18 protein-coding genes are annotated in these 21,398 nt (G+C 70.0%); 11 read left to right on the top strand and 7 right to left on the bottom strand.

The window, feature by feature from the left end:
- Nucleotides 1-163: 163 nt before the first annotated feature.
- From ACFU8Q_RS17080 to ACFU8Q_RS17055, 6 genes are all read left to right on the top strand, one after another.
- Nucleotides 164-3,088, top strand: a complete 2,925-nt coding sequence (locus tag ACFU8Q_RS17080) for a family 78 glycoside hydrolase catalytic domain (protein ID WP_384454001.1) — start codon at nt 164-166, stop codon at nt 3,086-3,088.
- Nucleotides 3,085-4,392 carry an extracellular solute-binding protein gene (locus ACFU8Q_RS17075; protein WP_384453998.1) on the top strand — a complete coding sequence of 436 codons (1,308 nt, stop codon included), beginning with the start codon at nt 3,085-3,087 and terminating at the stop codon, nt 4,390-4,392. Before ACFU8Q_RS17080 ends, ACFU8Q_RS17075 begins: the two co-directional genes overlap by 4 nt.
- Nucleotides 4,389-5,351: a carbohydrate ABC transporter permease gene (locus tag ACFU8Q_RS17070; RefSeq protein ID WP_384453995.1), complete on the top strand. Its 963-nt coding sequence runs from the start codon at nt 4,389-4,391 to the stop codon at nt 5,349-5,351. Before ACFU8Q_RS17075 ends, ACFU8Q_RS17070 begins: the two co-directional genes overlap by 4 nt.
- On the top strand, nt 5,348-6,232 hold the full coding sequence (locus tag ACFU8Q_RS17065; protein WP_384453992.1) for a carbohydrate ABC transporter permease: 885 nt from the start codon (nt 5,348-5,350) through the stop codon (nt 6,230-6,232). Before ACFU8Q_RS17070 ends, ACFU8Q_RS17065 begins: the two co-directional genes overlap by 4 nt.
- A gap of 9 nt (nt 6,233-6,241) precedes the next feature.
- On the top strand, nt 6,242-10,309 hold the full coding sequence (locus ACFU8Q_RS17060) for a hypothetical protein (protein WP_384453989.1): 4,068 nt from the start codon (nt 6,242-6,244) through the stop codon (nt 10,307-10,309).
- A gap of 323 nt (nt 10,310-10,632) precedes the next feature.
- Nucleotides 10,633-11,526, top strand: coding sequence for a serine hydrolase (locus ACFU8Q_RS17055; RefSeq protein ID WP_384453987.1), 894 nt, complete (start codon nt 10,633-10,635; stop codon nt 11,524-11,526).
- A 50-nt stretch (nt 11,527-11,576) separates the two neighbouring features.
- On the opposite strand, the gene ACFU8Q_RS17050 is transcribed toward ACFU8Q_RS17055, so the two are convergent.
- Nucleotides 11,577-12,155 carry a TerD family protein gene (locus ACFU8Q_RS17050; RefSeq protein WP_384453984.1) on the bottom strand — a complete coding sequence of 193 codons (579 nt, stop codon included), beginning with the start codon at nt 12,153-12,155 and terminating at the stop codon, nt 11,577-11,579.
- 107 nt (nt 12,156-12,262) lie between these two features.
- Between ACFU8Q_RS17050 and ACFU8Q_RS17045 the strand changes: the two genes are divergently transcribed.
- On the top strand, nt 12,263-12,493 hold the full coding sequence (locus ACFU8Q_RS17045) for a hypothetical protein (protein WP_384453981.1): 231 nt from the start codon (nt 12,263-12,265) through the stop codon (nt 12,491-12,493).
- 19 nt (nt 12,494-12,512) lie between these two features.
- Here ACFU8Q_RS17045 and tatA read toward each other — a convergent pair whose 3' ends face one another.
- Entirely contained in the window at nt 12,513-12,788 is a 276-nt protein-coding gene (gene tatA / locus ACFU8Q_RS17040) for a Sec-independent protein translocase subunit TatA (protein ID WP_384453979.1), read from the bottom strand.
- Between the two features lie 146 nt (nt 12,789-12,934).
- Here tatA and ACFU8Q_RS17035 point away from each other — a divergent pair, with 146 nt between their 5' ends.
- Complete coding sequence (locus tag ACFU8Q_RS17035; RefSeq protein ID WP_384453976.1) at nt 12,935-14,473, top strand: LCP family protein; 1,539 nt, start codon at nt 12,935-12,937, stop codon at nt 14,471-14,473.
- A gap of 172 nt (nt 14,474-14,645) precedes the next feature.
- On the opposite strand, the gene ACFU8Q_RS17030 is transcribed toward ACFU8Q_RS17035, so the two are convergent.
- Complete coding sequence (locus tag ACFU8Q_RS17030; RefSeq protein WP_384454015.1) at nt 14,646-15,023, bottom strand: ArsR/SmtB family transcription factor; 378 nt, start codon at nt 15,021-15,023, stop codon at nt 14,646-14,648.
- A 238-nt stretch (nt 15,024-15,261) separates the two neighbouring features.
- Here ACFU8Q_RS17030 and ACFU8Q_RS17025 point away from each other — a divergent pair, with 238 nt between their 5' ends.
- The 3 genes from ACFU8Q_RS17025 to ACFU8Q_RS17015 all read left to right on the top strand — a co-directional run bounded on the left by ACFU8Q_RS17025 (nt 15,262) and on the right by ACFU8Q_RS17015 (nt 17,724).
- Nucleotides 15,262-15,528, top strand: coding sequence for a GlsB/YeaQ/YmgE family stress response membrane protein (locus ACFU8Q_RS17025; protein ID WP_266744827.1), 267 nt, complete (start codon nt 15,262-15,264; stop codon nt 15,526-15,528).
- 353 nt (nt 15,529-15,881) lie between these two features.
- Nucleotides 15,882-16,610, top strand: a complete 729-nt coding sequence (locus ACFU8Q_RS17020) for a lysophospholipid acyltransferase family protein (protein ID WP_384453973.1) — start codon at nt 15,882-15,884, stop codon at nt 16,608-16,610.
- 64 nt (nt 16,611-16,674) lie between these two features.
- On the top strand, nt 16,675-17,724 hold the full coding sequence (locus ACFU8Q_RS17015) for an NAD-dependent epimerase/dehydratase family protein (protein WP_384453970.1): 1,050 nt from the start codon (nt 16,675-16,677) through the stop codon (nt 17,722-17,724).
- 82 nt (nt 17,725-17,806) lie between these two features.
- On the opposite strand, the gene ACFU8Q_RS17010 is transcribed toward ACFU8Q_RS17015, so the two are convergent.
- The 4 genes from ACFU8Q_RS17010 to ACFU8Q_RS16995 form a co-directional block, all read right to left on the bottom strand.
- A complete protein-coding gene (locus ACFU8Q_RS17010; RefSeq protein WP_384453968.1) occupies nt 17,807-19,384 on the bottom strand; it encodes an alpha/beta hydrolase in 1,578 nt (525 codons plus the stop codon).
- A gap of 157 nt (nt 19,385-19,541) precedes the next feature.
- A complete protein-coding gene (locus tag ACFU8Q_RS17005; RefSeq protein ID WP_384453965.1) occupies nt 19,542-20,315 on the bottom strand; it encodes an urease accessory protein UreD in 774 nt (257 codons plus the stop codon).
- Entirely contained in the window at nt 20,312-20,989 is a 678-nt protein-coding gene (gene ureG / locus ACFU8Q_RS17000) for an urease accessory protein UreG (protein ID WP_384453963.1), read from the bottom strand. The genes ACFU8Q_RS17005 and ureG overlap by 4 nt, the downstream gene beginning before the upstream one ends.
- Nucleotides 20,990-21,016: 27 nt before the next feature.
- On the bottom strand, nt 21,017-21,398 hold a 382-nt coding region (locus ACFU8Q_RS16995; protein WP_384453960.1), incomplete at its 5' end, for an urease accessory protein UreF.

Here is a 21,398-nt window from a genome sequence, read left to right as displayed (position 1 = left end):
TTCACAAGCGGCCAGTTAGGGAGACATCGACCATCCCCCGAGGTGACCGGGTGCCGCGTCGACAACACCCTTGACACCCTTCAGGGTGACTCATAGTCTCCACGCCACAGAATTAACGTTAGATTTCACATCGGGAAATTCGGTGCGACGGAAGGACGTGCTCGTGTCCGGTTCCTCGGCAGCGGATGTGCCCTCCTCCCGCCCCGCCGAAGGAACGGCGTCCGGCCACCGTTCCGGAGACCGGACTCTCCGGCCGTACGGCCTGCGGTGCGAGCACCGCACCACCCCGCTGGGGATCGACGAACCCGCGCCCCGGCTCTCCTGGCGGCTGGCGTCCGACCGTCGTGGCGACGACCCCGTGGCCTACCGGGTCCGGGTCGCAGAACACCCCGAGGACCTGGACGGGTGCGGTCGACTCCTGTGGGACACGGGCCGGGTGACGGACCCGTACGCGACCGGTGTCGGGTTCGCGGGACCCGCCCTGCTGAGTCGTACGCGCTATCACTGGCGGGTCTCCGTCTGGCCGGCCGGAACGGCTGCACCCGCCGAGGCCACGTCCTGGTTCGAGACGGCCGTCACCGACACGCGGGCGTGGCGGGCGTCATGGATCACTCACGACCGGCAGCCGGTCGAGGTCATGGACGCGCCCACCGAGGGTGAGTTCGCGCTCGACGACCACGGGCTGGCCCCGTGCCCCGTTCTGCGACGCGCCTTCACCGCCTCGGCGGGCGCGCACGCCCGGCTCCATGTCAGCGCGCGCGGCCTGTACGAGGTCCGGCTCAACGGCGTACGGGTCGGCGACGCCGAACTCGCGCCCGGCTGGACCGATTACCACCACCGCGTCCAGTACCAGACGTACGACGTGGGCGAGTTGCTGCGCGAGGGCGAGAACGTGCTCTCCGCGACCGTCGCCGACGGCTGGTGGAGCGGATTCGTCGGCTTCGAACCGCGCCGGGCCGGGGCCCACTACGGCACGATTCCGCAGTTCCTGGCCGAACTCCACCTCACAGGTCCGGACGGCCGGAGCACCGCGCTCGTCACCGACGGGACGTGGCGCAGCAGTACGGGCGTCATCCGTCACGCGGATCTGCTGATGGGCGAGTGCCATGACCTGCGCCACGCCGCAGACGGCTGGGAGCTGCCCGGCTTCGACGACTCCGGCTGGTCGCCGGCCCTGGTCACGGACGCCGATCACCGTCTGCTCGTGGCGTCCGTCGACGAGCCCGTGCGGGCGACGGCCGAGCTGCGTCCGCGCTCGGTCACGCGGATCTCTCCGGACACCCACATCGTCGACTTCGGCCAGAACCTCGCCGGGCGGGTGCGGCTGCGGGTCGGTGAACTCGCCGCCGGGGCACGGGTGGTGATCCGCCATGCCGAGGTGCTGGACGACTCGGAGCGGCTGTACACGGCCAATCTGCGTACCGCCGCCGCGACCGATGTACTCATCGGGGACGGGCGCGCGCACATCGTGTTCGAGCCGCGCTTCACGTATCACGGGTTCCGGTACGTCGAGATCAGCGGGATTCCGGAGCCGGCCGAGTCCGATGTCGTCGCCGTGGCGCTGCACAGCGACACCCCGTGGGCCGGGGCGTTCGACTGCTCGGACGCGGAGCTGCGCCGGATCTACGACTGTGTCGCGTGGGGGCAGCGCTCGAACTTCGTCAGTGTGCCCACGGACTGCCCGCAGCGCGACGAGCGGCTCGGCTGGCTGGCCGACGCGCAGGTGTTCCTGCCCACGGCGGCGCTCAATGCGGACGTCGCCGCGTTCTTCACCAAGTGGCTGCGTGACATCGATGACGCCCGCACCCCCGACGGTGGCTTCTCCAACGTCGCCCCGCGTCTCGTGGGCGTGAGCGACGAGGGCGCACCGGGCTGGGGCGACGCGGGGGTGATCATCCCGTGGCACCTGTACCGCTGCTATGACGATCCGCGTTTCCTCGCCCGTGCGCTGGAGGGCATGTGTGCCTGGATCGATCTGATTCACCGCCATAATCCGGATCTGGTCTGGCGCAGGCGGGTGGGTCCGCACTTCTCGGACTGGCTCGCCCCCGGCACCCCCACTCCACGCGACGTCGTCGCCACGGCCTGTTTCGCGCACAGTGCCCGCCTCACGGCGAAGGCGGCCGATGCCCTGGGCCGCAAGGACGTCGGGGACCGCTACCACCGGCTGGCCGACGACATCCGGAGCACGTTCGCCGAGCGCTTCGTCGCCGTCGAGCGAGCCGGTGTCGGGCCTCCCGCCGTACGGATCGCCGGGGACACACAGACGGGCTATCTCCTCGCGCTCGCCTACGAGTTGCTGCCCGAGGATCTCGTCGACGCCGCCGCGGACCGGCTCGCCGCGCTCGTCGGGGCCGCCGGGCCCGCCCTCATGACCGGTTTCCTCGGGGTCGCGCTCGCCGCTCCCGTCCTCGACGCGCACGGACGGGCCGACCTCGCCCACGCGCTGCTGAACCGTGCCGAAGTGCCGTCGTGGCGGTTTCCGCTGCGGCACGGCGCCACGACGATCTGGGAACGCTGGGACGGATGGACGCCGGGGGCGGGGTTCCGCGCACCGTCGATGAACTCCTTCAACCACTACGCGCTCGGGTCGATCGGTGAGTGGCTCTATCGCGGTGTCGCCGGACTCGACCAGGCGCCGGACTCGGCCGGATACCGGCAACTGCGGATCCGGCCCCGCCCCGGTTCCCTGCATCGCGCGAGCGCCCGTCACGAATCGGTCCGCGGCACCGTCGAGGTGAGCTGGGAGCGGCAGGGCGACCGGTTCACCCTGTGCGTGCTGGTGCCGCCCGGCGCCACCGCCGATGTGTACGTGCCCACCACGGACATGCGCTCGATCCGTGAGTCGGGTGTGCCGCCGCGGGACGACGACCCCCACATCACCCGGATCGCGACCGCCTTCGACCACGTTCTCCACCGCGTGTCCTCGGGCGCGTACCGCTTCACCGCGACCTGTCCACCGGCGGACGGCCACACCGGGACGCCTCCCGTGATCCGGGTCCGGCCGTCGCTCGCTCCGAGCCGACGCACATCAGGACCGGCGGCGAATCCCTCGCCCGCCCGTTCGCACGAGGAGGGCACACCATGACGACGGGTTCTCACAGCCGGCCGGGCCGGGGCTCGGTCGGCCGCCGGGGGTTTCTCCGTATCGGCGGCGGGGTCGCGGCGCTCGCCGCCCTTCCACCCGCGCTGACGGCCTGCTCGGATTCCGGCGGCGGCTCCGGCAAGCTGCGCATCGTCGGCGTCGCCGACCAACAGAAGCCCGTCGAGGAACTGGTCGAGCTGTATCGCAAGGCCCACCCGGACGACGAGTTCGCCACCTCCTTCGCGCCCACGGACCAGGTGCAGACGGTGGTGCGGACCCAGCTCGCGGGGGGCAACGCCCCCGATGTCCATGTCCTCTATCCGGGCAGCGGCAGTGCCATGTCCATGGTCGAGCTGGCCAAGGCCGGACTGCTCGCCGACCTCAGCGACCAGGCATGGACGAAGGAGGTCCCGGCGAACTTCCACCCCGCGTACCAGCACCAGGGCAAGACGTATCTGTATTCGGCGGGAAGCAGCGTCATCGGCGCCATCCACAACAAGAAGGCCTTCGCGAAGGCCGGCGTCCAGCCGCCCAGGACGTGGAGCGAACTGCTTCATGTCTGCGCACGGTTGAAGGCCAAGGGAGTGATTCCGATCGCGCTCGGTGCCCAGACTCCCTGGGTCACCCAACTGATCACGTACGCGCTGGTCCCCAACGCCGTCTACGCGAAGAACCCCGGCTTCGACGCCGAGATGGCCGCCGGAAAGGCGCACTTCCGCGGCTCCGGCTGGGCCGACGCGATGGGCAAGTACCAGGAGTTGCAGCGCCGGGGCTTCTTCAACGACAACCCCAACGGAACAACGTACGAGCAGCAGACATCGATGGTCGCGAGCGGCAAGGCCGCGATGGCCGTCCAGGTCTCCGCTGTACTCGCCAACTTCCGTCAGGCCACGAGGACACCGGACGATCTCGGCATGTTCCCCTTCCCTGGCGGTGACGATGCCGCGAATCTGTGGATTCCGGCAGGCATAGTCGTCGGCCTCGGCGTCTCCGCACGGTCCGGGAAGAGCACCGGGGCGAAGCAGTTCATCGAATTCCTCGGCAAGCAGGAGAACGTGAACCGCTGGGCGCAGTCCGTCGCCGCGATCCCGTTCAAACGCGACGCGTCCACCACGATCGACCCCGCTCTCAAGGACTTCCTGCCCGTCATAGACGACAACCGGGCCGTCCCGTTCATGGACCAGAGCTGGCCCAACGCCGAGGTGCAGCCGGCCCATTTCGCCGCCGTACAGAACCTCCTCGCAGGCAAGACGGACGTCGACGGCGCGCTCGGGCAGATGGACGAGGCCTACGGGAAGAAATCGTGACGAGCACCTCCCAGAAGGCCGACCCGGGCACGGTCGGCCAGGTCGGAGGCGGACCGCGGACCGGCTCCGGGCGCCCGGTCCGGCACCGCGACCACACCACCCCGTCCTGGATCTTCGTGGTCCCGGCGCTCGTCGTGTACGGCGTCGTCGTCCTGTACCCGAGCCTCGCCGGGGTGATGTATGCCTTCACCGACTGGTCCGGCATCGGCGGCTTCTCCTTCACCGGCCTCGACAACTTCCGCACGTTGCTCGACGACAGCCGGGCCCTGGAGTCCGTCAGCAACACCCTGCTCCTCACCATCGCCGTGGTCGTCGTCCAGAACGGCGTCGGCCTGCTGCTCGCGCTCGGCGTCCACACCAACATCAAGTCCCGTGCGCTGCTGCGGCTGATCTTCTTCGCGCCTGCCGTCGTCAGCCCGGTCATGGTCGCGATTCTGTGGAAGTACGTCTACAACCCGGAGAACGGCGCAGGACTCAACGGTGTCCTCGGCGCGGTCGGGCTCGGCGGTCTGCGTCAGGACTGGCTCGGCGATCCGTCGCTCGCCCTGTGGTCCGTCGTGGCGATGGTCGTATGGCAGTACGCCGGATACTCGATGGTCGTCTTCCTCGCCGGCCTCCAGGGCGTACCCGCCGAACTCCACGAGGCCGCGCGGATCGACGGCGCCGGCTCGTGGCAGCGCTTCCGCTACGTCACCTGGCCGCTGCTGGCCCCGGCCCTGACGATCAACCTCATGCTGTCGACCATCGGCGGTCTCAAACTCTTCGACCAGGTCTACGCCGCCACCAACGGCGGCCCAGGCACCTCCAGCGAGACGCTGTCGACCGTGCTGTACAAGGAGGCGTTCGTCTACGGGAAGTTCGGCTACAGCACCGCCGTCGCTCTCGTCCTCGCGCTGTTCGTCGCCGCGGTCTCCCTGGTCCAGCTCCGCTATCTGCGTGCGAGGGAGGTCACGGCGTGAGCATCGCAACGACCCGCGGGCCCGCGAAACAGGGACCCGAACGCGAAGTGCGCCGGGGCCGCAGGCCGCGATACGGGCGGTACGCCCTCGAACTGGTCATGATCGCGGTCGCCGTCGTGTTCCTGTTCCCGGTGTACGCCCTGGTCACGCTGGCGTTGAAGGACCCCCGGCAGATCTCCGAATCGCCCCTCTCGCCGCCCTCCCCGCCCACCTTCGGCAATTTCGGCGACGCCTGGTCCTCCGCGTCGCTGGGGCCCGCCCTGCTGAACAGCACGATCATCACCGTCGCGAGTCTGCTGCTCCTCATCGTGCTGGGTTCCACAGGGGCCTACTACCTCGCGCGTACGGCCCGCGGCCTCGGCCACGGGCTGTACATCCTGTTCCTGCTGGGCATCGTGCTGCCGTTCCAGCTCGGCATGATTCCGCTGTACAAACTCGTCGACGACCTCGGCTGGCTCGGCACGTACCAGGGCATGGTGTTCTTCTATACCGGCATCCAACTGCCGTTCACCGTCTTCCTCTACACCGGATTCATCCGGGCCCTGCCGCAGGACTACGCGCAGGCCGCGCTCATCGACGGCTGCAACCACCGGCAGGCGTTCACCCGGATCGTCTTTCCCCTGCTGCGTCCCATCACCGGCACCGTGATCATCCTGAACGCCGTGTTCATCTGGAACGACTTCTTCACGCCGCTGCTCTACCTGGGCGGCTCCGCCAAGGAGACCGTGCCCGTCGGCGTGTTCGCCTTCGTCGGCCAGTACGTCTCCGACTACGGGCTCGTCTTCGCCGGACTGGTGCTGGCGGCACTGCCGATCCTGGTGGTGTTCGTGCTCCTCCAGCGCTATGTGATCAAGGGTTTCGCCGGCGGTCTCAAGGGCTGAGGACATCTCATGACACACCCGTTGCACCCACCGCTCCCCCCGGGCATCGCCGCGGTCCTCGCGGAGCCGCCGCGCGCCTTCTCGCCCACCGCCATCTGGTGGTGGAGCGGGGAGCGGCTCGACCGCGCACGCCTGCGGGCGCAGTTGGAACGGTTCACCGAGGGCGGTGTGCACAACCTCGTTCTCCTCAATCTGGCGCCTTCGGGCCCCCTGTTCGGCTCCGACGCCGACGACCCGCCCTTTCTGTCCGACGCATGGTGGGCTCTGCTCGACGGCGTGTGCGAGGACGCCCGCGAACTGGGTGTGAGCCTGTGGTTCTACGACCAGCTCGGCTTCTCCGGTGCCGACCTCCAGGCGCGCCTCGTCGACGAGCAGCCCGCCCACGCGGGCCGTCGGCTCGACCGCGTGCGTGCGGTCGTCGACGCCACGGCGCCACGGGCCGGAGAGCTGCGGTGTCCCCCGGACGGGAGGCCTCTCGCGGGCCGCGCCGAACCCGTAGACGCAGCCGGCCGTGCGGTCGGCCCAGCGGTCCGGGTCGCGGTGGACGACGGGATCGTACGGGCGCCGGGGCCGGGACGGTGGCGCCTGACGCTCCATCATCATGTACCGCTCGGTTTCGACTACCTCGGTTCGACGGCGTGTGCGGCGCTGCTGGACCGCGTGCACGGGGAGTTCGAACGCCGGCTCGGCGACCGGCTGGGGACGGTCGTCATCGGCTCGTTCCAGGACGAGTTGCCGTCCCTGCCCACCTGGTCGACCGGTTTCGCCGACGCCTTTCTGCGCCTTCGCGGGTACGACATCACCACACGGCTCGACGCCCTGTACGACGACAGTGGGGATCCGGATGCCCACCGGATCCGCCGCGACTATCAGGTGACCCGCGCCGAGCTGGCCGAAGAGGCGTTCTTCCGGCCGCTGGCCGCATGGCACGACCGGCACGGCCTGCACATCGGCTGCGACCAGCAGGACCCCGCCCGCGCCGGACACCCCCTGGCGGGCGTGGAGTTGTACGCCGATTACGCCCGGACGCACCGCTGGTTCTCGGCCCCCGGCTCCGACCACCACGGGGACGCCCGCATCCACTCCTCGCTGGCCCATCTCTACGGCCACCCCCGCACCTGGATCGAGGCCTTCCACTCCACCGGCTGGGGCGGCACGCTGGAGGAGACGTTCGACTGGCTGCTGCCGTGGCTCCGCGCCGGTGCGACCCTCTACAACCCGCATGCCGTCTACTACACGACGAAGGGCGGCTGGTGGGAGTGGGCGCCGCCCGCGACCGACTGGCGTCAGCCGTACTGGCGCCACCACTGTGTCTTCGCCGACGCCGTGACCCGGCTGTGCGCGATCCTGAGTCTCGGACACCATCTGTGCGAGATCGCGATCCTGCTGCCCACCACCACGGCCCAGGCCGGGACCGCCCTGGACGGGGTGACGGAGGAGGCGGCGCGGGCGCAGTCGACCTATCTGCAACTCATCGGTGACATGGCCTGGTTCCGCACCCGGCCGGGCATCATGGAGCGGATCGGTCTCGATGCCGACGTCATCGACGACGCGTCCCTGGCGCGCGCCCGGGTCACGCCGTCGGACGACGGGGTGCGGCTGAGGGTCGCGGACGAGGCGTACACCGCGATCGTGCTGCCCGCGTGCACGGTCCTCGAACACGACACGGCACGGCGGCTCGTCGAATTCGCCTCTTCCGGTGGGACGTTGATCGCACTCGGTGCCCTCCCCGAGCACGTGATCGGCTGCGAAGCGGCCGGTTTGCTCGGCGAGCTGCGCGCGTGCTTCGCGGACGGCCGGGCCGTTTTCGTCCCCGGACCGGACGGTATGGCCGCGGCGCTCGCGGGGGTGCACCCGGTGGTCCGGGCCCCGGTTCCCGCACTCGCGCGGCGTGTGGACGACACCACGGTGGTGTTCCTGACCGCGGCCGCCCCGCGGGCGACCCGGGCCGTCGTCGCGGCCCCAGATGCCCGGGGTGCCGCGCTCGGCTGGCTGGATGCCCGATACGACTTCGATCCGGACCGCTACGCGCGCGGCACACGGGTGCGGGTACGGGACGCGGGGGGCCCGGCCGTCCTGGTGGACCCCTTCGGCGGCGCGCCCCGGACTCTGCCGGTGCGTCCCGCCGATGACGACGCCCGGGCCGTCGAGGTCGATGTCCCCTTCGATACGGGCCCGGCGGCGGTGCTGGTCCTGCCGGGCCGGACCGTGGGAACGGCCACGGCCGGAGCGTCCGGGACACCGGGAGCCGCACCGGCGGTCACCACCGTGGAGATCCCGGCGGACGCGGACTGGGACATGACGCTCGTCCCGACCCTCGACAACACCTGGGGCGACTTCGCCCGCCCCGCGACCGGCCCGCCCGCCGGCCCGACGGTCACCGAGTGCCGGACCTTCCGGCACCGGGCGGAAGCGAGCGGGGAGGACGGCGTCCGGGATGGCTGGGCCATGGGGCCGGACCCCACCGATGAGCAGGCCGTGGACACGGTCCACGCGACGTTCGGCCCGCACGCGGTCGCGCTCCGCAATGGTCCCGGCCGGGGCTTCCCGGTGAACCTTGAGTGGTCCGACACGTTGGGCGTGTACAAGGACCCGGTCCACCGAGCGACCTTGGGGCCCAAGGGCCATGTGCCGGAGGAGTTCGTGCACATCGGTCCCACGGCTGCCGGAGAGCTGGTGCGGGTGCGCGTTGAGCTTCTCCTGGACGACTCCTTCTTCGGGCATCTGGCGATCGGGGCCGCGGCGGCGAAGCGGGCCCGGCTCGACGGCGCCCCCGTTTCCCTGGACGACGGGGGCCACCTCGCGATGGGCCCGGTCCGTCTACCAGCGGGCCGCCGTCTGCTCGAACTGGAACTGATCCCCGATCAGGAATCCGATCTGCGGGCGCATGTGGCACTCGTACGCGATCCGGAGCGCTACCGGCGCCCGGAGTGGATGCACGCTTCCGGAGCGATGGGCACGACGTTGCGCCTGTCGGCGCTTCCCGTCCGGGCCGTCGTCCAAGTGGCGGCGCGTGCCACCTGCGTCCTGCGCGTCAATGGGCAACTGGTGGGAAGACAGGGCGGATTCGACCCCTATCCCGAACACGCCGTCCCACGCGTGCGGCGCCATGACGTGGCGGCGGCGCTGCGCATCGGTGACAACGACATCACGGTGGAGACGTCCGGCGACGGCGACCGCGCGGTCCTGGTGGACGCGGTCTTCGAGGACGGGAACGGCGACCGTGTCGCGGCCCTGCACAGTGACGCCCGGTGGTGGGCCGGGAGCGCGCGAGGGCGTGTGTCGGTCGCGGTACGCCGTGAGCCGGTGGGTGACCCGGCCGCGCTGTATCTGCGCCGCCGCCCGCATCCACTGCCGGGGGCCGCCTGGCTGGATCCGGACGCGGACGACGGCACGGTGGTGCCGGTCCGGTTCGCGACCCCGGGAAGCCGGGGAACGGTGGAGTGGCTGTGGTGCGAACTGCCGCCCGGGACCACCCGGTTGACCGCTTATGTACACGGCGGAACGACGGTCTTCGTGGACGGCGCCGAGTACCCCGCGCCCGTCGTCGCCGTCGACGCCCGGGGCGTTCGGACCGTTGCGGTCGATCTGTCGGCCGGTGGCCCGTCCGGTCCCCGGATCGCGGCCCTGCGGATCCGGACCCGCCCCGGGTTCGAGGGGGGCGCCGCGCTGGCCGGCCCGGTGCGCTGCGAGGTCGGCCCCGGGTGGATCCGCGTCGGCAATTGGGAGACGCACGGCCTGGCCGAGTACAGCGGCGGTGTGCGGTACCGCCGCGTGGTGACCCTGCCCGCCGAGGCCGCCACGGGGCGCGTGCGGCTCGACCTCGGACGGGTTCGCGGGACGGCGGAGGTGATGGTCGACGGCGCGGCCGCCGGGGTGCGGGTGTGTTCCCCGTACGCATTCGACCTGACGGGCCTGGCCGGGCCCGGGGCCCACACCCTCGACATCGCGGTGTTCGGGACGCTGGCACCCCGTCTGGACGCGACGAGCCCGACCCACTTCGTCTTCCCGGGCCAGCGCGTCAGTGGCCTGCTGGGTCCCGTACGGTTCCGGGTCGGTGGCAGCCTGCCGGTTTGACGAACATCACATGCCGACATGTCCTCTCATACCGGACATATCCCCCAATACGCCCTACGCGGACGCCGCCCGGGCGCGTAGGGTCGGCCTGGCCCATGAATGGGGATACGGTCCGGCTACAGCTGAGCCCCCGACCCCTTCATCACATCTCCGCGGCCCGAACGGACACCAGGGCGGCAACCTGCTGCGGCCCACCTCACTGCGCGGTCGCGATCCAAGACGCGACGGAAGCGCGCCCTCAGTCGGCCAGGGCGAGGTCCGGCGAGACGACCTCCGACACACCGTGGGACCTCTGACACATCGTGGGACAGGACATAGCCTTCATGTACCGATCACCCATCTCGACCGGCGCTCGGCGCGGTCTGGCCGCCGCCCTGGCCGCATGTTCATTGCTCACCGCGTTCGCCCTGGCCACCCCGGCCTCCGCCGACACGGCCAGCGCCACGGCCGCCGGTTCGAAGGTCGTCTGCACGTCGAAGAAGCCGGGCCTGGCCGCCGCGCTGTCCCACGACGTAGCCGATGCCCTCGACAGCCGTCAGGGCACATCGTCGCTGGCCCTCTACGACCGCACCACCGGGACCACCTGCGAGTTCAAGGCCGGTACCCACTTCGACTCCGCCAGCGTCGTCAAGGTCTCGGTGCTCGGAGCGCTGCTGCGGCAGGCCGAGGAGGCACACCGGAAGCTGACTCCGCGGGAGGTGGAACTGACCACCGCGATGATCACCAGGTCGGACAACGACTCGACCTCCGCTCTCTGGCGCCAGATCGGTGCCGCCGGGTTCAAGGAGTTCCTCACCCTGGCCGACATGCGGCACACCGTTCCCGGTTCGGGTGCGAGCTGGGGCCTCACCCGGACGACCGCCGGCGACCAACTCCGGCTGATGCAGCTGCTGACGACGCAGAACGCCGCGCTCACGCCGGCCTCGCGCGCGTACGCCCTCGATCTGATGCACCGGGTCGCTCCCGACCAGAGGTGGGGAGTGCCCGCCGGATCGCCCGCCACGGCACGGGTTCACGTCAAGAACGGCTGGCTGCCGCGCGCCACCGACGGATGGCGGGTGCACAGCGTGGGCTCCTTCACCGGAAACAGTCACGACTACGGCCTGGTCGTCCTCTCCAGCGGCAACCGCACCATGGACTACGGCGTCGCCACCATCGAAGGAGCGGCCCGCGTCATCCACCGCGACCTGAACGGTGCGGCGGCAGCCGGCCACTGACCGGGCCGTGTGACCGCCCTCTCCCCCGCACGCCCCCGGCGCCGCGCCACTCAGGCGATACCCACGCCGTAGTCGGTGGCGATACCCTCCAGCCCCCGTGCATAGCCTTGGCCGATGGCGCGGAACTTCCACTCCCCGCCTCTGCGGTACAGGGCGCCGAAGACCATCGCGGTCTCACCGGCGGCGTCATAGGAGAGTTCGTAGCGGCACATCTCACGGCCGGTGAGGTTGTCCACCACGCGGATGAAGGCTTCGTCGACCTGCCCGAAGTTCTGGCCGCGCCGTTCCGCGTCGTGGATGGAGACCGCGAAGACGACCTGCCCCACCTTCTCGCCCAGCCCGTCGAGGTCGACGAGGATCTGTTCGTCGTCCCCGTCGCCTTCACCGGTCGTGTTGTCGCCCGTGTGCCGAACGGCACCATCGGGGCTGATGAGGTTGTTGTAGAAGACGAAGTGCTCGTCGGAGATCACCTTCATCTCAGGGCCGCAGATGATCGCGGACGCATCGAGGTCGAAGTCGACTGCACCGACCGGCCGTGCGTCCCAGCCCAATCCGACCGTGACGTCCGCAAGCGGGGTGCCGTCCTGGTTGAGGACGACGTTCTGGCCCTTGGCGAGGCTGACGCCCATATGTACCGCTTCTCCCCATGGTCGAGTCGCGCCCGGGCTCGCGGTCGAGCCCCGGAGTGACGAGTTTCACAATAGTTTAAAGCTTGCGCAATAATTAAAGTATGAACATGGATGCGAACGACATGACCGGCTGGGAGCGCGCGAAACTCGAAGGCGGCCCCGCGGACGGAGCATGGATGCGGGTCACCGACCGGCCCTCGATACTGCAGGTCACCTACCCCTGCCAACTGGATTCCTCGCCCGGGGACATGCGGGTGGAGGCCCTCTACCTCTATCGCCGGGATCCCCGAGTGCGCAGTGAGCCGCTGAGGTACGGCTTCGACGGCGCCAGCCCCTGATGGCGCCGCCGTGCCCGGCTCAGCGGGCGGCGTCGTTGCGTTCCGCGGCCGGGCGGGCCGGAGCCGGCTCACCTGCGGCCGGGATCACCGCGGGCGCGACCTGCACGGACGGGCCGGGATCGGCGGCCGGCCCCGGTGCGTCATCCTCCTTCATCGCCTTGGTCTCGCTCTTGAGGATGCGCAGCGACTTCCCCACGGCCCGAGCGGTGTCCGGCAGTTTCTTCGACCCGAACAGCACGATGACGACGATCGCCACGATCAGCAGATGCCAAGGCTCCAGCCCATTACGCAACATTTCCCGCCCTGCCCTTCACCTCATCGACCAGGGTGCGCACCCAGGAGTGGCCCCCACCGGAAAGCTTGCTACATTGCGCAACTGTACAACCTTGGGGTGGGGCGAGTCGTCCCTCTGTATCAACCGGACGGATGAGGGGCGTACACATGGCAGGCACCCGCCGACAGCAGGCGCCCCCGCGCCACAACGACGCCCGATCCGCCGTGCGCGGACGGCGGCGCAAGCGCAGCCGGGCGCGTCTCGTGCTGGTGACGACTCTGTCCCTGCTCGTGCTGGTGACGGCAGGAGCAGGGTGGATCTACCTCCGGCTGGGCGGCAACATCGAAACCTTCAGCTCGGACGGCGTCTCCGACGACCGGCCGGATGCCTCCGCCTCGAAGGGGGAGAACGTCCTGGTCATCGGTTCGGACGCGCGCACCGGCGGGAACAGTGATCTGGGCGGCGGCGACAAGAGCGACGTCGGCCGCTCGGACACCGCCTTCCTGCTCCACATCTATGCCGATCACCAGCACGCCGTCGCCGTGTCCATACCGCGTGACACCCTCGTCGACATCCCACCCTGCAGACTCCCGGACGGGAGTTGGTCCAAGACGCAGACCAACACCATGTTCAACGCGGCGTATTCCATGGGCCAGACCACCAACGGCAACCCGGCCTGCACCCAGAACACCGTCGAGAAACTGACCGGACTACGTGTCGACCACACCCTCGTCGTCGACTTCAAGGGCTTCTCGGAGCTGACCAAGGTCGTCGGTGGCGTCGAGGTGTGTCTGCCGCAGGACATCTACCAACAGGATCTCAATCCCAACCGCACCACGCGCGGCAAGCTCCTCTTCGCCAAGGGCGAGCAGAAGGTCGCGGGGCAGCAGGCACTGGACTACGTGCGCATTCGGCACGGCATCGGCGACGGCTCCGACATAGGCCGCATCAAACGCCAACAAGCCTTCGTCGCAAGCCTGATCAAGAAGGTGAAGAGCGACGGACTCACCCCCACCAAGCTGCTGCCGCTCGCGGACGCCGCAACCCGGTCCATGACCGTCGACCCCGGTCTCGGGTCCGCCGACAAACTGCTGTCCTTCACGATGACGCTGAAGGACATCGACCTGCATAACACCAAGTTCGTGACCATTCCCTGGCAGTACCAGGGGGCACGGGTGGCAATCGTCGAACCGGACGCTCACGCACTGTGGGCGGCGCTGAAAGCCGACCGGACCATCGACGGCAAGGACGCCAGTAGCAAGCACGCCGGCGGCAATGCCCCGGACGAGACAGCGTCGGCCTCCCCGACAGCAGGTGCCGATGAGGCGTTCTCCGGGGACGGCATCGATGTCGCCGTCTACAACGGCACCACCGTCACCGGACTCGCGGCCGACGCCGCGCTGACCCTCAAGGACCACGGCTTCACCGTCACCAGCACCGCCACGGCCGGCAGCCAGGACCACAGCACCACAGTGATCGAATACGGACCGGGGCAGAAGGACCGGGCGAAAGCGGTCGCCCGGCTGTTCCCCGACGCGGAAGTCCGAGCGGCTACCACAACAGGTATCGATGTGATCCTCGGTCAGGACTACGCGGACAACCCCGCAGCCACGACCTCCGGTGAGCCGGCATCCCTGCCCTCCCAAGTAGCTGACAGTGCCCGCTCCGCCGACGACGACCTCTGCGCCGACCTCTCCTACGGCTGAGCGGAAGCCATCTGTCCGGCCTTGGCCCCGTTGGCATGCATCCGGTCCAGGTAGGACTGCGCCCGACTGCCGGGATGCGCGCCGCGGGCGAATGCCGGCATCTTGCCCGAGAGCAGCACCGCGGTGAACGGATCGCGCGGCCGGCGCCACGAAGCCCGGCCCCTCAGTGGTCTCAGGCGCCGGTCCCGCGGAGCGCGCGCACCGGTGCGGACCTACCATCGGCGCGCGCGGTCAACTGGCCGACCATCAGCCGCACCACGGTCACGGTATCGGGGTCGTCCACGAAGTAGACCATCCGTCGGCCCTCGCGACGGGAACGTACGAGACCGGCAAGCTTCAGCTTCGTCAGGTGCTGGCTGACGGCGGGCAGCGCGCCACCCACCCGCTCCGCGAGTCCGCTCACATCACTCTCGCCCCGGGCCAGCGTCCACATGATGTGCAACCGTGCCGAGGACGCCAGCAACCCGAAGGCCGCGGCCGCCTCCGCGAGCACCTCGGCATGTGGGTCCTCGAAGCTGTCGACGCCTGTCGCCACCGTCGTCCCTCCCATCTCCGCGCGGTCGCTTGCCAACCTTCCCAGTTTAGACCGCCGTCCAGAACCCCGAACGACGTCGGCCGCCTGCCGATGAGCCGGCCCACGCCCACGGGCCGCCAGGCGTTCCGACGCAACCAGCGGCGCCCGCGCCGCGTCTTCACCCTTATCTGTACGGTTGCGCAACCGAGCAATGCATCGCTGTCGGCCGGGGGGAGCCTCCGCCCGGCGCGATCCGAGAAAGGGAACAACGAACGTGGGCATCATCAGCTGGATCATCCTCGGGCTCGTCGCCGGAGTCATCGCCAAGGTCCTGCTCCCCGGGCGCGATCCCGGCGGCCTGATCGGTACCACTCTCATCGGTATCGCCGGCGCCTTCGTCGGCGGCTGGCTCTCGGCGCACTTCCTCGACCGCCCCGTGGAGAACGACTTCTTCGACCTGACCACATGGGGCGCGGCGATCGGCGGCTCCCTCGTCCTGCTCATCGGCTACCGCCTCCTCTTCGGTAACTCACGGGACTGACGAAAGACCGGAACTCCGTCGGAACTTCTCCCGCTCCCTGCTGGTTTCCACGTTCCTGTGGAAACCAGCAAGGCTTCGGACCGAGGTACTGCACGCGGACTGCCAGTGCACTGAACTCTCCGGACGCCGGTCAGCGCATCGGGACGCGGGCGGACCGCCCCGCCCGCACCGGCCGCGGCACAGAGAGCCCGGCCCGACTCCTTGTCACCAGAGGTGGCACAGGGTCAGCATCGACCCGCCCGAAGAGCGATACACAAGGCGACAGCTGCACCTAGGCTGTCCTCCCCCGAGTTGTCCGCCGACCTCGCGGAATGCAGCCATGGAGCCGATCCGACCGAGCTGGGAGCCGCCCCGTGTTCTACTACGTGCTCAAATACGCCATTATCGGGCCGCTTCTCCGGCTGTTCTTCCGTCCCCGGATCGAGGGTCTGGAGCACGTCCCGGAGCACGGCGCGGCCATCGTCGCCGGTAACCATCTGTCGTTCTCCGACCATTTTCTGATGCCCGCGATCCTCAAACGGCGCATCACGTTCCTCGCCAAGGCGGAGTACTTCACCGGGCCGGGCGTGAAGGGGCGGCTGACCGCGGCCTTCTTCCACAGCATCGGTCAGATTCCGGTGGACCGGTCCGGCAAGGACGCGGGGCAGGCGGCGATCCGCGAAGGTCTCGGGGTGCTGGGCAGGGGCGAGTTGCTGGGGATCTATCCGGAGGGCACCCGTTCCCACGACGGCCGGCTCTACAAGGGCAAGGTCGGCGTGGCCGTGATGGCGATCAGGGCGCAGGTGCCGGTGGTGCCGTGCGCGATGGTCGGCACGTTCGAGATCCAGCCGCCGGGACAGGTCGTTCCGCGTATCAAACGGGTCACCATCCGCTTCGGCGAGCCGTTGGACTTCTCCCGCTATGCCGGTCTGGAGAACCAGAAGGCGGCGATCCGGGCCGTCACCGACGAGATCATGTACGCGATCCTCACGCTCTCCGGTCAGGAGTACGTCGACGAGTACGCGGCCAAGGTGAAGGCCGCGCAGGCCGAGCAGACCAGGCAGACCGGGCAGTCGAAGAAGTTCCCGAAACTGCGACGCTGACGGCGGATCCGCGCAGGGTGAACTCCGCTCGTCCGGGCCGCTGTCCCGGCCTAGCGTGCCCCTCATGACCAAAGGAAACGCATGGGTCCTGGGAGCGACGGGACAGATCGGGCGAGCGGCCGTGCGGGCGCTCGTCGAGGACGGCTGGGAGGTGACGGCCGCTTCCCGCGGCGGCGGCCGGGACGCGCGGTGGGACGGCGCGGTGCGCACGAAGGCTCTCGACCGGAACGAGGACGGGGCGCTCGCGGCCGCGCTGGGCGACGGTTGTGACGTACTGGTCGACATGGTAGCGTACGGCGCGGACCACGCCCGGCAGCTGACCGGACTCGCGGACCGGATCGGTTCGGCGGTGGTCGTCTCCAGCGGTGCGGTGTACGAGGACGATCGGGGGCGCAGCTTCGATACGCAGAACGAGCCCGATGGTTTTCCCCGGTACCCCGTGCCGATCCCGGAGACCGGGCGCACCGTTCGGGCGGGTGATGCCACCTACGGGACGCGGAAGGTCCAACTGGAGCATGACCTGCTGGCGGCGCGGGACGCGCTGCCGGTGACGCTGTTGCGCGCGGGGGCGATTCACGGGCCCTACTGCCGCTCCCCGCGCGAGCTGTACTTCGTGAAGAGGCTCCTGGACGGCCGGGAGCGACGGGTGCTCTCGTACGGAGGTGCGTCCCGGTTCCACCCGGTTCATTCCTCCAATCTGGCCGAGCTGATCCGGCTCTCAGCCGGGCGGCCGGGGTCGCGGGTGCTCAATGCCGGGGATCCGCAGGCGCCGACGGTCGCGGAGATCGGCGCGGCCGTCGACGCGGTGCTCGGCCGCAGCACCGAGACCACGCTGATGGCGGGCGCACCCGGGGAGGACGGCGTCGGAGAGACGCCGTGGAGCTGCCCCCATCCTGTCGTCTACGACATGACGGCCGCGGAGCGGGAGCTCGGGTACCGGCCGGTGACGGGCTACGCGGAGTCGCTCCCCGAGACGGTCGAGTGGATCGCCGCGCAGCTGGAGGGCAGGGACTGGGCGGAGGCCTATCCCGCCATGCTGCGGTCGTACGGGAACAAGCTCTTCGACTACGCGGCGGAGGACGCCTGGCTGGAGGCGTACGACCGGAAGGAATGAGGCGGAACCGGTGACGCGAGAACGGGCGGCCGGTGTTCCGAGGCCGCCCGTTCCCATTACTCGGGACCGCTGGGAGTGACCGTTACGGCTTGGGGGTGGCGTGCGGTGCGCACGTCACGTCGTTGCGGTCGGTCCTGCCCGTGAGCAGGTAGGTTTCCACCCGCTCGTTGATGCAGGGGTTGACCAGACCGGTGACACCGTGGGAACCGGCATCCCGTTCGGTGATGAGGCGCGAGCCCTTGAAGCGCTTGTGCAGTTCGACGGCGCCCTGGTACGGGGTGGCGGCATCACGCGTGGACTGCACGATCAGTACCGGTGGCAGGCCCTTGCCGGTCTTGACGTTCACCGGGGTCTGCTGCTTGGCCGACCAGGTCGCACAGGGCAGGTTCATCCAGGCGTTGGCCCAGGTCATGAACGGGTAGTCCTTGTGCAGCCGGGTGTTGTCGTGGTCCCACTTCTGCCAGCTGGTGGGCCACTTGGCGTCCGTGCACTCGACCGCCGTGTACACGGCGTTGCCGTTCTCCGAGGAGATGTTCCCGGCGGCGTCGGACATGTCCGGGGCCGCCGCGTCGACCAGAGCCTGGGTGTCGCCGCCCAGGTAGTCGCTCCAGATCCGGGCAATGGGCGCCCAGGAGGAGTCGTAGTACGGCGCGCTCTGGAAGAAACCGATGAGCTCGGCGGGGCCGACGACGCCGCCGATCGGGTTCTTCTTCGCGGCGGCGCGCAGCTCCAGCCACGCCTGCTCGACCTTCGCGGGGGTGTTGCCGATGTGGAAGACGGAGTCGTTCTTGGCGACCCATGCCTTCCAGTCGTCCCAGCGTCCCTGGAAGGCGATGTCCTGGTTCAGGTTGGCCTGGTACCAGATGTTGTCCTTGGCCGGGTTGACAACACTGTCGACCACCATGCGGCGGACGTGGGTCGGGAAGAGCGTGCCGTAGACCGCGCCCAGGTAGGTGCCGTAGGAGACGCCCAGGTAGTTGAGCTTCTCCTCACCGAGAGCGGCGCGGATGACGTCCAGGTCGCGTGCGGTGTTCGGCGTGGTCATGTGCGGCAGCATGTCGCCGCTGCGCCGGGCGCAGCCGTCCGCGTATTCGGCGGCGAGCTTGCGCTGGGCGCGCTTGTCGGCCTCGGAGTCGGGTACGGGGTCGGCCTTGGGGGCCTTGGCGAACTCCTGGGGATCGACACAGGAGATCGGCGCGGAGTGGCCGACGCCCCGCGGGTCGAAGCCCACGAAGTCGTAGGCCTTCGCCGTGTTCGTCCAGAGGGGGTTCTTGTTGGTGATCCGGGTCGGGAACCTCAGCCCCGAACCGCCGGGGCCGCCCGGGTTGTAGAGCAGGGCGCCCTGTCGCTCGTCCTTGGTGCCGGTGCTGACGTGCCGGTCGACGGCGAGCTTGATCTGCTTGCCGTCGGGCCTGGCGTAGTCGAGCGGCACAGTCACCCAGCCGCACTGGATCGGCTTGGCCAGGGCCCAGTCGGCCGGACAGTCCTGCCAGTCGATACCGGACCTGGCCGCCCGTGCCGCGGCCAGCTCGACACCTTGCACCTCGGAAACTTGGTGGTGACGGCTTTCGGCCGTCGCCGACGGTGCGGATATCGCTCCCCCTATGAGCGTGCCCGCGATCAGAGCGCCGGCCGAGCCGAGCACTGCTGTGCGCCTCAAGTGAAACCTCCCCCATATCTGAAGCGCCGCCGGTGGCGGCGCGGTTCATTCGGGACCTCCCGCGGATCCTGTCGTCTGTGGGGTTCCTGAGAACAGGCCACACACCCACTTCTTTACCGAATCAATAACCGGACATCCATGTCCCGCTGAGCGGTGTTCAGCCTGTCACGGTGTGGAGTACGTCGTTCAGAGCCTCGTCCAGGAACTTGCGCAGCAGGCGCGCGTCGGGGGCGAGCGCTGTCACCAGCACGCCCGGACCGGCGAGCGGGGTGAGGGCGGCGGTCGGTCCCAGCAGGCGCGCCTCGAGGCCTTCCGAGTCGAACGCCGGGTCTACGACGAGGAGTTGACCGACAGCCCGATGGCCGCCCAGAACGGCCGCGCCGTCCCACCCTTGAGGTGCTCCCGGCCCATACGCGACCTGCTGGTCGATCAGCGGACGGCCGGCGCGGTGCACGGTGAGGCGGCTGGTGACGGTGCCGGTGCTCTCGCCGTGCCGGCCGAGAATCTGCTCCTCGCGCAGCACCAGCCGTGCGGTGGGGGCGAGTTCGACGCGCGTGGTCATACGCAGGGCGCTGCCGTGCGCCGAGACGAGCTGCTCCGGCAGCCAGCAGAGCCCGGCCCGCTCCCCCACGCTCAACTCGATTTCGTACGTGGCGGGTTCGGCGGCCGGTCCCGGCCCCGGCAGGGCGATGGTCGCCGCCGCCGAGTCGACGGTGAGCCGGGCACCGTTCCCGACCCGCGCCTCGATGGCGAGCCGGTCACCGTCGAGCGGTGCGCTCATGGCTCCCACGACGGTGACACGGGCGTACGGACCGCCCCTGGCCCGGGTCCGGCGCAGGGCGAGCGGTCCGTCGCTCTCCAGCACGGGGAGCGAGGTGACGCCCCGGCCGTCGAGGACCGCGGTGATCCGGGCGGTGGCCTGGACGCTCATGCGATCCAGGCGGCGAGCCGCCCCCGCACCCAGTCGGCGACGGGCCCCACGCCCTCCTCGGAGGTGAGCGACGTGAAGGCCACCGGGAGCGGGCCGCGCTGTCGCGCGGCGTCCTGCGCCATCCGGCCGAGATCGGAGCCGACGTACGGCGCGAGGTCGGTCTTGTTGATGACGAGCAGGTCGGAGGTGGTGACACCGGGGCCACCCTTGCGCGGGATGTCGTCGCCGCCGGCCACGTCGATGACGAAGATCTGGGCGTCGACCAGCCCCTTGGAGAAGGTGGCGGTGAGGTTGTCACCGCCGGATTCGACAAGGATCAGATCGAGCGGTCCGACGGTGTCCTCCAGGTCCTCGACGGCTTCGAGGTTGGCGGAGATGTCGTCCCTGATCGCGGTGTGCGGGCAGGCTCCGGTCTCCACGGCCTGGATGCGCTCGGGGGGCAGGACCGCTTCACGCAGGAGGAAGGCGGCGTCCTCACGGGTGTAGATGTCGTTGGTGACCACGGCGATGGAGAGCTGGTCGCGCAAGGCCCGGCAGAGGGCGGCGACGGTCGCGGTCTTGCCGGAGCCGACCGGTCCGCCGAGCCCGATGCGCAGGGCACGGCGGGTGCCGTCCGGGCGGGCGGCGTCGGCGCTCACGGCGGCGGGGCCGTGCTGGGCGTGGTCGAGGTGCATGGGGTTCGGCTCCTGGTTGTTGCGGGCCTACGAGGCGAACAGGCGGACCGGCCAGGCCGCGTGTGCCTCGGCGGTGATGTCGAGGAGGGGGGCGGAGGCCGCGGGCAGCGCGTCGATGGTGCCGTGCGCGGCAGCGGTGGCCTGTTCGGCGATCCGGTCGAGTTCGGGTGCGAGACGGGCGAGGACGGCGGTGGCCTCGAAGGGGTCGAGCGAGAGCAGGCGGACGACGGCGGTGGCCGGTCCGCTGACGGTTTCGTAGGCGACGCAGCGTGCGGCGTCCAGGGGCCCGAGGCCGGCGGCGCGCGCGGTGAGGCCGAGCACGACGGGCTGGTGGGCGCCGCGCGGCCTGGCCCGGGCCAGCGCGGCAAGTTCCGGGCTGGGCCAGGTGGCGCGGGCCGCCCGCATCAGT

This window comes from Streptomyces sp. NPDC057543, from assembly GCF_042801895.1.
In the GTDB taxonomy this organism is placed as follows: domain Bacteria; phylum Actinomycetota; class Actinomycetes; order Streptomycetales; family Streptomycetaceae; genus Streptomyces.
Note: the sequence above shows the minus strand (reverse complement) of the source record. Positions and strands in the feature narration are given on the sequence as shown.

What these genes read in the sequence shown, in the direction of transcription:
- ureG (WP_384453963.1), bottom strand. Translation starts at nt 20,989, where the DNA reads ATGCACCTCGACCACGCCCAGCACGGCCCCGCCGCCGTGAGCGCCGAC.
- ACFU8Q_RS17035 (WP_384453976.1), top strand. Translation starts at nt 12,935, where the DNA reads ATGGCAGGCACCCGCCGACAGCAGGCGCCCCCGCGCCACAACGACGCC.
- ACFU8Q_RS17075 (WP_384453998.1), top strand. Translation starts at nt 3,085, where the DNA reads ATGACGACGGGTTCTCACAGCCGGCCGGGCCGGGGCTCGGTCGGCCGC.
- ACFU8Q_RS17005 (WP_384453965.1), bottom strand. Translation starts at nt 20,315, where the DNA reads ATGAGCGTCCAGGCCACCGCCCGGATCACCGCGGTCCTCGACGGCCGG.
- ACFU8Q_RS17045 (WP_384453981.1), top strand. Translation starts at nt 12,263, where the DNA reads ATGGATGCGAACGACATGACCGGCTGGGAGCGCGCGAAACTCGAAGGC.
- ACFU8Q_RS17030 (WP_384454015.1), bottom strand. Translation starts at nt 15,023, where the DNA reads ATGGGAGGGACGACGGTGGCGACAGGCGTCGACAGCTTCGAGGACCCA.
- tatA (WP_384453979.1), bottom strand. Translation starts at nt 12,788, where the DNA reads ATGTTGCGTAATGGGCTGGAGCCTTGGCATCTGCTGATCGTGGCGATC.
- ACFU8Q_RS17050 (WP_384453984.1), bottom strand. Translation starts at nt 12,155, where the DNA reads ATGGGCGTCAGCCTCGCCAAGGGCCAGAACGTCGTCCTCAACCAGGAC.
- ACFU8Q_RS17060 (WP_384453989.1), top strand. Translation starts at nt 6,242, where the DNA reads ATGACACACCCGTTGCACCCACCGCTCCCCCCGGGCATCGCCGCGGTC.
- ACFU8Q_RS17055 (WP_384453987.1), top strand. Translation starts at nt 10,633, where the DNA reads ATGTACCGATCACCCATCTCGACCGGCGCTCGGCGCGGTCTGGCCGCC.
- ACFU8Q_RS17015 (WP_384453970.1), top strand. Translation starts at nt 16,675, where the DNA reads ATGACCAAAGGAAACGCATGGGTCCTGGGAGCGACGGGACAGATCGGG.